The organism is Actinophytocola sediminis, assembly GCF_054779715.1.
In genome coordinates, this window is record NZ_BAAGXS010000058.1 from 17,153 (window position 1) to 28,719 (window position 11,567).

9 protein-coding genes and 1 tRNA gene are annotated in these 11,567 nt (G+C 65.3%); 3 read left to right on the forward strand and 7 right to left on the reverse strand.

Going from position 1 to position 11,567, the window contains the following annotated elements; all coding sequences use genetic code 11:
- The first annotated feature begins 258 nt into the window (after positions 1 to 258).
- A complete protein-coding gene (locus tag ACYVIP_RS29185; protein ID WP_460402054.1) occupies positions 259 to 1,365 on the forward strand; it encodes a ThiF family adenylyltransferase in 1,107 nt (368 codons plus the stop codon).
- On the opposite strand, the gene ACYVIP_RS29190 is transcribed toward ACYVIP_RS29185, so the two are convergent.
- From ACYVIP_RS29190 to ACYVIP_RS29215, 6 genes are all read right to left on the reverse strand, one after another.
- Positions 1,362 to 3,485 carry an ATP-binding protein gene (locus tag ACYVIP_RS29190; protein WP_460402056.1) on the reverse strand — a complete coding sequence of 708 codons (2,124 nt, stop codon included), beginning with the start codon at positions 3,483 to 3,485 and terminating at the stop codon, positions 1,362 to 1,364. The genes ACYVIP_RS29185 and ACYVIP_RS29190 overlap by 4 nt on opposite strands.
- Positions 3,486 to 3,880: 395 nt before the next feature.
- The gene (locus ACYVIP_RS29195) at positions 3,881 to 4,312 is read right to left on the reverse strand and encodes a hypothetical protein (protein ID WP_460402058.1); all 432 of its coding nucleotides are present in this window, start codon (positions 4,310 to 4,312) and stop codon (positions 3,881 to 3,883) included.
- Positions 4,313 to 4,367: 55 nt separating this feature from the next.
- Positions 4,368 to 4,619, reverse strand: coding sequence for a transposase (locus tag ACYVIP_RS29200; RefSeq protein ID WP_460402131.1), 252 nt, complete (start codon positions 4,617 to 4,619; stop codon positions 4,368 to 4,370).
- A gap of 95 nt (positions 4,620 to 4,714) precedes the next feature.
- Positions 4,715 to 6,562, reverse strand: a complete 1,848-nt coding sequence (locus ACYVIP_RS29205; protein WP_460402060.1) for a hypothetical protein — start codon at positions 6,560 to 6,562, stop codon at positions 4,715 to 4,717.
- The gene (locus tag ACYVIP_RS29210; protein WP_460402062.1) at positions 6,550 to 7,038 is read right to left on the reverse strand and encodes an ABC-three component system middle component 2; all 489 of its coding nucleotides are present in this window, start codon (positions 7,036 to 7,038) and stop codon (positions 6,550 to 6,552) included. Before ACYVIP_RS29210 ends, ACYVIP_RS29205 begins: the two co-directional genes overlap by 13 nt.
- Positions 7,035 to 8,072: an ABC-three component system protein gene (locus ACYVIP_RS29215; protein WP_460402064.1), complete on the reverse strand. Its 1,038-nt coding sequence runs from the start codon at positions 8,070 to 8,072 to the stop codon at positions 7,035 to 7,037. The genes ACYVIP_RS29210 and ACYVIP_RS29215 overlap by 4 nt, the downstream gene beginning before the upstream one ends.
- A 1,135-nt stretch (positions 8,073 to 9,207) precedes the next feature.
- Here ACYVIP_RS29215 and ACYVIP_RS29220 point away from each other — a divergent pair.
- Together ACYVIP_RS29220 and ACYVIP_RS29225 are read left to right on the forward strand one after the other, a co-directional pair.
- Positions 9,208 to 9,669, forward strand: a complete 462-nt coding sequence (locus tag ACYVIP_RS29220) for a helix-turn-helix domain-containing protein (protein ID WP_460402133.1) — start codon at positions 9,208 to 9,210, stop codon at positions 9,667 to 9,669.
- A gap of 137 nt (positions 9,670 to 9,806) precedes the next feature.
- Positions 9,807 to 11,045, forward strand: a complete 1,239-nt coding sequence (locus ACYVIP_RS29225) for a tyrosine-type recombinase/integrase (protein WP_460402066.1) — start codon at positions 9,807 to 9,809, stop codon at positions 11,043 to 11,045.
- Between the two features lie 448 nt (positions 11,046 to 11,493).
- Here the strand turns inward: ACYVIP_RS29225 and ACYVIP_RS29230 are convergent.
- Positions 11,494 to 11,567: transfer RNA gene (locus ACYVIP_RS29230), tRNA-Pro, on the reverse strand.

Consider the following 11,567-nt stretch of genomic DNA (forward strand, 5'->3'; position numbering starts at 1 on the left):
CCCGACCTGGGGCAACAGGTCAGCGCTTCCCAGGTTCTCCCGGAACGAGATACCCGATCGGCTGAACGGGGCACCGTGATCACCAGCAGGCCGACTCCCCTGACCACGGGGACATCGGAGCAAGTGGTCCGGTGCGGTGAGCCTGCGTCGGTGATTCGGCGGGAGGTGAGTCACGTGATCGAGTTCGTGGAGATCGAGCAGGAGCCGACGTTCAGTAGGCCTCGCCAGGAGAGCTGACCGGGGAAGGAGGGAAGCGCCATGTGGCGTCCAAGGATTAAGTTCGAGCACCGACCGGTGCGGTACGAAGATGGACTGGTGCGTATTGGTGGCAATGTGCCCGGAATCACGCAGGGTCTGCGTGATCTGGACGGGTCGGTGTGGGCGTTGCTGGTGCTGCTTGACGGGTCGCGGACGGTGGGCCAGATCGTGGCCGAGCTGGTCCACCGTTTCCCGGCGCGCACGCCCCGCAAGGTCAGGGAGGCGATCGACGACCTACACACCGCTGGTTACCTGGAGGATGCCGCCGAAACGGAACTGAGCGAGTTCGAACGGGAACGCTACAGCCGTAGCCGCGCGTTCTGGCGTTCGGTGGATCGCACTCCTGGCCGGCGCAGCTGGGATGCGCAGTTGCGAATGCGACAGGCCCGGGTAGTACTCATCGGTGTCGGAGGCGCCGGGGGAGCTGCGGCGCTGGCCCTGGTGATGTCGGGGGTGGGACAGCTGCATTGCGTCGACGCCGATGTGGTGGAGGTGTCCAACCTCAACCGGCAGGTACTGTTCACTGAGCAGGACCTCGGCCGGGCCAAGGTGGAGGCCGCATTGGACCGGCTCCGGCGGCACAACTCGCACGTGGACCTGACCGGATCCAGGGAGCACATTGAGGGCCCGGACCAGCTGCGTGCCTTGGCGGTGGCCTGCGATGTGCTGCTGGTGGCGGCGGACCAGCCCTCGGCCGGCGAGATCCGCTCGTGGACGAACCAGGCGTGCCACACCACCGGAACAGCATGGGTGCACAGCGGGTATGACGGGCCGCAGGTCAGCGTAGGGCTGTACCGTCCAGGTTCGGGACCGTGTTACGACTGTGCTCGCGCCGCGGAGCGGCACCGGCGGAGCGTGGTGGCCCCGCGCACCACGTGGGCGCCTGGGGAGTCGGCGGAGCACGAACACGCGGCCAACGCCACGTCAGCTGGCATCGCCGGACAGCTCGCCGCGCACGCGGTGATGAGCCTGATCACCGGGGCACCAGACATACCGGTCAACCAGGAGTACGGCATGAACCTAGTGACCTTGCGCGACAACGAGACGCTACGGCTGCGACAGCCGTGGCCGGAATGTCCTACCTGCGGCGACGACGACCGCGGTTAGGCATATGGTGGGGTGGTGGCGCGGGCGGTGACCTCGCGCCACCGCTCGCGTGTGTCGTCCGCCGGGAGCCCGAGATCGGTGTACAGGGTGGCGGCGCGCTGGAGATAGGCAGCGGCGCGGGGGAGGTCGCCGGCGTGGTCAAGGCAGGTCGCAGCCAGCTCCAGCGCGGGCGCGACCAGCGTATCGGTGCCGGGCAGCTCCCGGTAGCCAGCCAGCGCCTTCTCGGCCAGTTCCAGCGCGGCGGCGTGGTCGCCCTGGGCCAGCAGTGCGGTCGCCGCGTGGTAGAAGCTGTGGGCGTGGCCAACCTGGTCTCCGGCTTGGTGTCGCAGATCGCGTTCGCGGTCGATGTGGGCGAGTGCCTGCTCGTGTTCACCCAGCCCGATGGCGATGGTGGCCAGGTTGCCCTCGATGACCGCCTGCGCGCGCACCAGACCACGAGAGCGCGCCAGCGGAAGCGCGTGCTGATAGCAGTCGCGGGCTCGCCGCAATCGTCCCTGCTCGAGATGGACCTCGCCCAGACCGATGAACGCGCTGTGCCGATCGGGATTGCGCGGCGTGTCGAGACTGGCGAAACCGGCCGCGGCCTCGTCCCACCGCTCCAACGTGCACAGCGTTTCGCTGCGCGTTCGGCGGAGGAAGAACTCGGCGGCGGGATCGCCCAGGGCGCTGGCCGCGGTGATGCCGAGTGTCTCGATCTCCAGGCGGACAGCCCACAGTGGCCGGGGCAGGTAGGTGAGGAAACGCGAGGTGGCCGCCAGAGCCAGCAACGGGGGGACGATCTCGTACTCCACCGCGGCCCGCACTGCGGCGTACAGCGTGGGTTGTTCGGTGGTGAGCCAGTCCAACGCCTGAGCACGATCGTCCACGGCCGGTGGAGGGCCAACCTGGTCGAGCTCGACATTCAGGGACGGGACTCCCGGGAAGAGCAGGTGGTCGGCGAGCTGCGCGGCGGAGGCATACCAGGACAGGACGCGTCGGCGCGCGGCGTGCTGCTCGTCGGCGGTGTCGAGGCGGGCACGGGTGCGGGCGTAGGCGTGCAGCAGATCGTGCATGCGGTACCGGTGCCGACTCACAGGTTCGACCAGGTGCAGTTCGGCCAGCGCTTCCAGGCGCCGATACGCCTCGCGACGGCGCAACCCGCACAGGGCGGCAACCGCGGGAACGGAGAACTCCGTGCCCGGGTGCCACCCGAGCCAGCGGAAAACCTGGGCCTGCTCGTGAGCGAGACGGGCGTACGACCAGTCGAACACCACCCGCACCGCATCCCCCACGATCCCGCTGGTGCCGTCATCGACGAGCTGGTCCTCCCTGATCTCGTCGACGACATCGGCGATCGCCCAATGCGGGCGCGACGCAACCCGGGTGGCCGCGACCCGGACGGCGAGCGGGAGCCCGGCGCACAGCCGGACCAACTCGCTCGATGCGTCAAGCTCGTGCTCGACGCGAGCCGGACCGAGCACGGCCCGCAACAAGGTGTGCGACTCGGCGGGGGCAAGCAGATCGAGGCTGATTCGGTGGACCGATTCGAAGACGATCAGGTCGGTCAGGCTGTCGCGACTGGTAACCACTCCCATGGATCCGGCTGTCGTGGGCAGCAATGGACGCACTTGCACGGCCGAGGCGGCGTTGTCCAGCACCACCAGAACCTGTCGGCTTGCCAACAATGAACGGAACAACCCGACCGCAGCATCGAGTTCGGCGGGAATCTGACTCTGAGACACGCCGAGCGCGGCCAGAAAGGAACCCAGCACGACCACGGGATCCAACGGCGCGCTCGGACCGTAGCCCCGCAAGTTCACGAACAACGTGCCATCGGCGAACTGGCCCTGGACCCGATGCGCCCAATGAGTGACCAAGGTGGTTTTGCCAACTCCGCCGGTACCGTCAAGCACGGCGACCGTGCTGTGCGCGGTGTTGCCGCTCGGCAGCAACTCGTCCAGCACGGCCACCTGATGCTCGCGGCCAGTGAAGTCACGCACCGGGGCAGGCAACTGCCGCGGAACCGGCGCCTCACTCTGAACAGAGCCGGTAATAATAACCTGCCCGATGCTGCTCGCTTGCACTACCGGCCCCGAAACGGACCCGCTGATCATATTGCTGACACCGCGCTGATCACTCACACCGCCAGTTTGACTCAGCGCAGCTCATGATGTGACGCGTGCATCCAGCACCACACGGATGGACGATCGAGCACCGGCAACCAACGGTCAGAACGAACATAAGCCGCACACAGTGCGCAAGCTGAACACGCGGGTCTATCCCGTGATCTTGAAACAGTCCCACCGCCGGCGCTGGTGTGTGCGTGGGACTATAAAACGTTCGTTTGACAGACCCCCTGGCGTCCCACGAGAACTGAGTGAGTCGGGGCTTGCGCTCTTCCTGGAAGGGGACCTTGACGATGCGCACCTTGGCTGCGGGGAACGAGTTTTGGACCCGCCTACGACCGAGTTTCGGATCTGGCCCACTTTGCGTGATCAAGTCGACCCGTCGTCGGGCATTCGACGATCGCCTGGAGCTACTCGGGTTCGAAGCATGGGATTGTGATAGCGGCTTCGTTGGGGAAGCGCGGCGTGAAGTTGACCAGTTCGGCGGCCTGCCTGATGGGCGTGGGCAGTTGCTCGAGGATGATCGGGACGGTCGGGATCGCGAGCCGCTGGTAGGGGCCGTGCCATAGTGTCCAGTCATAGGTGAAGAATCCTCGCTGGGCTGTGGTGAGCCAGGAGGAGTAGTCACCATCTCCGGGTAGGCAGACCTCGGTGGCCTTTCCGACCGCCGGTAGCTGCGCGATCGCATCCACTGCTCGGTCGACCAGCGACACGTTCCGGAGTACGGTCTCAGGTACGGCTCCATAGCCAGCGCTGGTGAACAGCGCCACCTGCTGCTGGCTGTCTACTGCCAGCCAGTCGAACTCGATACCCCATCGTGGGTGTGTACTGGGCATTTCCATGACCGAGATGTTACGAGGAGGAGCGCGGTCTCGGTTTGGGTCTGGGTCTGGGTTGTTACGCGGCGTGGAGTATCCGCCTACGGAGTAAGTCGAAGTTGGCGCGGCCGTACATCTGTCTCTTGATCATTTTGATGCGGTTGACGTTGCCTGCCACCGCGCCTGAGTTGTGTGGCAATGTGAGTCCATTGAGGACTGCGTCGTAGTCCTGGCGCAGGTCCCGCACGAACCGGTGCAGGTGGGGTAGTTCATCGGTTTCGACCGCGGCCATCCACTCGTCGAGGTGCTCGCCACCCTGGTTGGTGAGGATCTTGGCGAACTCGGTGACGTGGCCGGCGGCGTCTAGGTGCGGACAGGTGGTTCAGACCTGCTTGAGGGCGAATTGAGTGACGGGGAGCGAGATTTTTATACGAAGAGGCCGTATCGGCCTTGAGCTGGGTTTTTGGTGAAGCGGATGTCGATCGCCGCCTCATTGAGGGCTTCTGGTGGGTTCTCGTTCTCCAAGACGATGATCTGGCCGGAGAAGTTCGCTTGGACGTCAGCGTAGAACCGCCCGGCGAGGGTGGTGGTGTCGAGGATGTCGTCGCTGGTCTCGGGAGCCGCGTTGGGGTCTGGTGGTCGGTAGACGACCAGGGGTGAGTCGAGCACGACGAAGCCTGGGTGGGGAAGGCTGTGGTCGAAGCAGTATTGAGCGAGCGAGATGGTGAAGGCGGCGTGCAGGATGGCTCGGACGCCCTTGCCGTGGGCGGAGCGCAGCTGGTTGGCGGAGATGACGTCCTGGGTGTCGAAGCTGTAGCTGGTGTTATCTGCGTCGTGGAACCCCCAGGTGCGCAGTCGTGCAGCGATCATCCGGGACAGGTCGTCGACCGTGTCGCGGTGCAGGCCCGCGGTGGGGGCGATCGCGTCAGGGCGTGGTGCGTTTTCGATCTCGTTACGGAGGGCTTCGAGTCTTTGGATGCGACGGATTGTGTCGCCATCGCGTTCGAGCTGCGAGGACGAGGTCAACAGGTTTCGCAACTGAAGTTGCTGGGGGTTGAGCACGCTGTCCAGCCGCGCGATTTCCGACCGTGCTTGTGCTGCCTGGGCGGTGTAGATCACTAGCCGTTCGGCCTTCTCGGCGCGGTCTGCGCGCACGCCGGCGATCGCTTGCAGCAAGTCCTCGCGGAGCGCGGTCGTCTTGCGCTGCTCCTCGCTGACGGACTCGGCCAATGCGGTCACGTCATCGGCGTCGTCGTCGATGCTGTCGTCATTGGGGTGCTGGTGCTCGGGGTCCGCTCCGCAGAACGCGCAGGGTCCCGGGGTAAAGTAGCCCAGCAGCGTCCCGGCCTCGGCGACAGCCTCCAGCCGATCCAGGTCCGAGGTGTACTGCTGGTAGAGCAGCGCGAAGCGGGCGTCGAGCGCGTCGAGGTCAGCGAGGCTCCGTCGAGCGGCGGCGACCAGCCGCTCGCTGTTGGACAGGTTATGGCCCCATTGCTGCCTCACCGCGGCGGTCTGCTCGATCGCCCCGGTCGACTCGGTAATGGTGTCCTGAAGACGCTGTCCGCGTTCCCCAATCTGCTGCAGCGTCTCGTCGGTCCGGAGCTGGCCGCGCAGCTCGGCCAGCAAGATGTCGATAACGTCGTTCTTGGCGGCCTTGGACGTGCGCTGCTCTTTAGCCGACTCGCCAGGCTGAACCGCGGAGTCATCTTCGCCTTGCAGGAGCAAGCGGAACGTCGAGAGCTCCGCTGTCCGGTCTGGGTGCTGTCCGGTGAAGATCGGCGGGGTCCTGGACTGGATGTCGGTCTCACCGATGACGACCAGGCGCACCAGCTTGCGCAAGCTCAGCGAGATCGTCTTCCCAACCCCGTCCTTACGGATGACCTTGCCATCCAAGCCGATCTTCCCAAGCAGGTAACGCGAGAGGCTCTTCTCGGTACCGTGCTTGGCTGACAGTGATTCGGCCGCAGCGGGCAGCGGGTGAGCCCTGTGATCGCCGCGGAGCAGCCGAAAGCCACCGCCTTGAAGGGCTCGGGCCAGGGTGATGGACTCCCCACTGGACAAACCGATACCGAGGAGCGCAGTGTCATAGCCGTCTCGCTCCGGGATGTACTCAAGTTTCGAGGCTCCGAGCATGAAATCAATGGTGTCGGCGATGTAGGACTTCCCCGTGTCCGAGGGGCCTCGGACCAGGGTGAGCCTCGGCCCGAACTCCACGGTCGCGGGGCTGACCGAGGGACCGACGAAGGTCAGGTGCAGCAGCGTCAGTCGCTCCATGAGCCCCCACCTGGTCCTGGATCGTGATCATTGGTCGCCTCAAACCAGCGGCCGAAGATCGCTCGGGTCTGTTGCCTGATCGCTTCCTCGGACAGCGCCCCGAACTGTTCGACCACCCACTGGCTCCGGCTGCGCAGCTCAGCGATGTAGCTCGACGAAAGCGCGCTGAGGAAGCTGTGCGCCTCGTCCCCGGCCTCGTAGAGGATCCCGTCGCCCGACGCACGCATATCGACTAACCCGGCACGGAGCATGACCTGCAGGCCCTTCTCGACGCTCGCACGTCGCACGCCCAGCTCCCCAGCGTGCAGAGGATGGGACAGGTGAATGCTGGGCGGTCCGCCGAGTTCGGCGGTGTGCAGCACGCTGTGGTCGAGCAGGACCAAGTGGTTAATGTCCAGCTGCTCGGGATAGGCCTCGGTGAGCATCATCAGGACACGAACCCCGTACTCCAGGGGGCTGTTGAGCGGACCGCTCATGCCTTCGCCACCCACGTCAGCTGGTCATCGTTGGCGATTTGGTGGCAGACGCCATGGCGGTCGGAGATATCAGTGACGTCGATGAGCTTGTGCCGGTTGAGGTCGAGACTTCCCGCCTGGGCGAGCACTTGACCCAGTCGCGCGTACCCGTTCGGGTGGTCGCTCTCGGCGACGTCGATAACCCCGGCGTGGATGTCTTCCTGGAGCTTCTCGAAGGTGCCTGCGGGCACCGCGTCACGGGCGTAGATCTTGAGCGACTCCGCCCGATAGAAGCTCACCCGCTGTCGCTGCAGGTGCTTGCTCAGATGCGGAACACCGGCCACGGAGGCGAGATCGGTGATCACATCCGGCCGCCGCTCGACGTAAACGGCAAGGAGATGCTGCAGGTAGCGGGCCTCCTTGGGTGTGTAGTCCGCAGGCGGGTCCTCGCTGTCACCGCGCGCGGGAAGCGAAGTGGCGAACCGGGCCGCGTGCCACCTGGTGCGGCTGTGGGTGCTCAGCGCGTCCAGCAACTCCACGGACCTGAACATGGCGAAGTCGGTGTCGGCCGCCAACGCACGCACCGACTCGAGCGTCGCCTTGTCCAGCTCTTTCACCAGCGCGTCGCCCTCAACGAGTCGACCCAGGAACGTGGCGCGAACAGTGGTCGGCCTGCTGATCATCATGTTGAACGGAGTCGACAGCCCTCTTGGAGCCAAGAACTGGTAGCTGTCGGGCAGGGAGTAGGCGCCGTCCAACACGGACACGAAGACCTTGAGCATCTCCGGGGCGGCAACGGAGAAGCCAAGCGGCTCCTTGTAGTGCTTGGCTTGAAAGCAGTCCCACGATCCCTCGAACTGCCGGTCCGTCCTGAACGCGGCGATGTCCGCGCCCTTGTCACCTGCCCCGCCGAGCCGCTTGATCTGGACGTAGTCCTCCGGCAGCGCGGTCGCCCACTCGCGGATAAACTCCTCCCACTCATCAGGTGAGTAGAAGCGGACGCGCGCCGCTGGAGGAACAGGCGGACCGTCCAGGGCTACCGACAGGTCCGTCACGGCGGGTAGGGGCATGGCCCTGACGGCCACGCGGCCACCAAACTTCCGTTCTTTCGTGGTCACCCTGCCCCTGTCTCGATCTCCGTGGTCGGCTCCGTACCTTATCCAGGACATGTCGGAGATTGAAGGTCTTCCGCCGATCTTCTGCCAAAGGAAGCAGCTGTTCTGCCTGCTCCACGCATCGCGGACGACAGCGGCGGAATTACTTGATCTCGAGAGTCCGCTGCGGGCGCGACCAGCAGCCCAACCCACGGGGACACAACCGAGCCGAAGAGGGCCATGCCCCGGTAGACAGTGTCACCAGGCGGCGCGCCGTCAGCTCGTCGGTAGTAGCGAACGTTCATCACACGGCGAACCAGGTCACGGGTAACAACCAGCCCGGCCAGCCGGCCCAGAACCTACCCACGCCGCCCACGACACGGCGATCTGGACATGGTCACAGCGCAAATCGCGCCTCAACCACCAAGCTGCCGCTGCGAACCCACTGGTCAGCCCTGTTCCCATCCTTTGGTACTCCCGCCAGGGACACGAACGCACACTCGCGTTCGACCACCGATGACGCCCGGTCACACACAGCCATCGCTACAGGAGTCATGTTTCTGCAGATCAGCAAATTTGTTGGTCTACGTTGACACGGTAAAGGTCACGTGACCTCCCTGCCGCACTCGGCGGGCGGCCGCGGACCCGTGTTCTGCCACCGTAGATGGGTGCTCCGTGGGCGCTCCGCGGCGGCGAACGAACCCGGCACGCGGTGACATCAGGCGGCATAGTCGAATGCCAGTTACCTGCCAAAACGGCACAGACCGACACCTCGCGGCACCCGCCGGCACCCCCGACCGTTGGCTCTTAACCAGCGGGTTGTCTGGTCGATCGGTGGTCTGGACGAGAAGTGGTCTTGTGGCTGTCGGTCACGCTGGGACGTGTGCGCTCCTGTGAGCCGGGCGGGCTCGTGGTAACGAGTTCCAGCGACGTCGTCTTGGGGCAGCCGACGCACGAGGTGTGGCTGGGCATGTCCGTCACGCTGCGGACGGAGGCTGGTTACGGAGAGAAAAGTGTCTGTGAGCTGTCCCCAACGGGCCTGTTTTTCGGAGTTCAGGGGTGTCACCGCTATCTCAAACTGCTCGGAGGCATCCCGATGAGTTACCCAGGTCGCGTCCACCGTGGACGCCCAGCCCCACACCACCCGGATCACCCGCGCCCGGCAGGCGAATCCGATCCAGGTCCGCAGGCGAGCCCGACCACGCCGACTGCGCTCGATCATGCTCCTGCCACCACCGCTGCCACCCACGATCACCTCTCGGCGCAGCGGTCACGGAGAGGCATCACCCGACCTCGCCCCGTCTGCCCGTCCGACGAACTCGTCGCTCCAGCTGCCGGCCGGTCCACCACCGGTCAGGTCCCTGCCCGTGCGGAGCCCCTTCTGTATACCCCCGAGCAAGCAGCCGACCTGTTGCAGATACGCCCCTCCTGGCTGCGGCGCAAAGCCGCCGCGCGCGCGGTGCCGTGCCGGTCCGTCGGCAAGCACCTGCGGTTCTCCCGCGCGGATATCGAGACAATCGCCGAGAACAGCACGACACCATCTCGACACTTCCCATGAACACTCTTTTACTACACACAAAAGAACTCTCACACGCGCGCGAGCTCTTTGCAATTCCCGCTTGACAATTGACGGACATGGAGCGTCCATATGTCCGTCAATCAACTGCGCACACATCGAGATGAAGGTGTTCATTCATGGCATTTGTTGAGAAGAGCGGGAAGAAACTCTGGCGAGTGCGGTTCACCAAAGACGACGGCGGTTTCGGCACCATCTCCGGATTCACCTCCAAAACCGCGGCGGAGAACAAAGCCACCGAGATCGAAGCCGACCGACGGCGAGGACAGTTCCTGGACCCGGACGGCGGGAAACTGACGATGGCGGAATGGTCGATCGCCTGGTTCGACGCCATCGACGTCGCCGCCACCACCGAAGCCCAGTACCGCAGCCTGGTAAAGAACCACATCCTCGCGCGGTGGGGCGACACCCGGCTGGACGGAACCTCCGGACTCGCGGTGCACACCTGGGCCAAGAAACTCCGCGCCGACGGCTACGCGCTCGCGACCGTCACCACCATCACGAAGGTCATGTCCATGATGCTGGCCGACGCCGCCGACGAACGCCTCATCCCGGTCAACCCCATCCAACCCCGACGCCGCGGCAAACGCCGCCACGAAATCCGCACCGAACGCATCTGGGCCACCCCCGAACAAACCCTCGCCGTCGCCGCGCAAGCCGCCGCGCTCGTCGGGGACTGGGCGGCCGTGCTGATGATCACCGCCGCGTGGACCGGCGCCCGGTGGGGTGAACTCGCCGGACTCCAACGACGCAACACCCATCTCGACAACGCCACCATCGTCATCGACCGACACACCGGGGCGCTGCACGAAGTGAACGGGCGACTCGAACTCGGACCACCCAAAACCGCCGAGTCCGCCCGCACCATCACCCTCCCACCCTTCCTGGTCGCACTACTGCGGACACATCTGAACAGCCACCAACACCCACACGTATTCGTCACCAGCGATCAGGAGCTACTGCGGCGGTCGAACTTCGCCCGCCGCGCCATGCGCCCAGCCGCCGACGGCAACCAACACCGCACCCGACCCCGCACCCGCGTCCACCCCCTCGCCCCCGGACTGGTCTTCCACGGATTCCGACACAGCCACAAAACCTGGCTCATCGCCGACGGCATCCCCGACGTCGCCCAAGCCCGCAGGCTAGGCCACCGCATCCCCGACAAAATCGAACACATCTACTCCCACGTCGCCCCCGAAATCGAAACACGCCTCATCAACGCACTCCAACACCGCTGGACCACCGCGCTCCACACCCTCACCGGCACCGCCACACCGGGCACCGAACACCGCGCAGAACGACTTACCCGGCTCGCGCTACCCGCCACAACCACCCCGGCGATCGACCTGACCGCCTGAAACACCCCGGCACACGGCCGCCGCCTCCCCTTAGGGAGGTGGCGGCCGTTCCGCATCCGCCACCTCACCGACACAGGGTCTTTCGCAGGCAATCTGCCGCGATGAACCGACCGAACCGCACCCCAGCCACCCACACCGAGCGTCACCCCGCTCACACCGCCGTCAGCCGGACACAAACGCCATCAACCGACCACGACAGGACCCGCACCAGCAGCGATCCACCGCGGATGACACCCGTTGGGAACCGATGGCGGAGGAGAACCCGGAAGGCGACCCCACATGGCCGTCGGTCAAAGCCCGACCATGATCGACTCCTTATTTTCTCCTTCTACCCCTTGTTGATCTCCATCTAGACCACAATGGACAATCCGGCAAGATCAACATCTGGACAGCAAAAAGGCCCGCTGACCTGGACAAACATCCAGAACCAGCGGGCCCTCAACTGCCGTCGGGCTGACAGGATTCGAACCTGCGACCCCTTGACCCCCAGTCAAGTGCGCTACCAAACTGCGCCACAGCCCG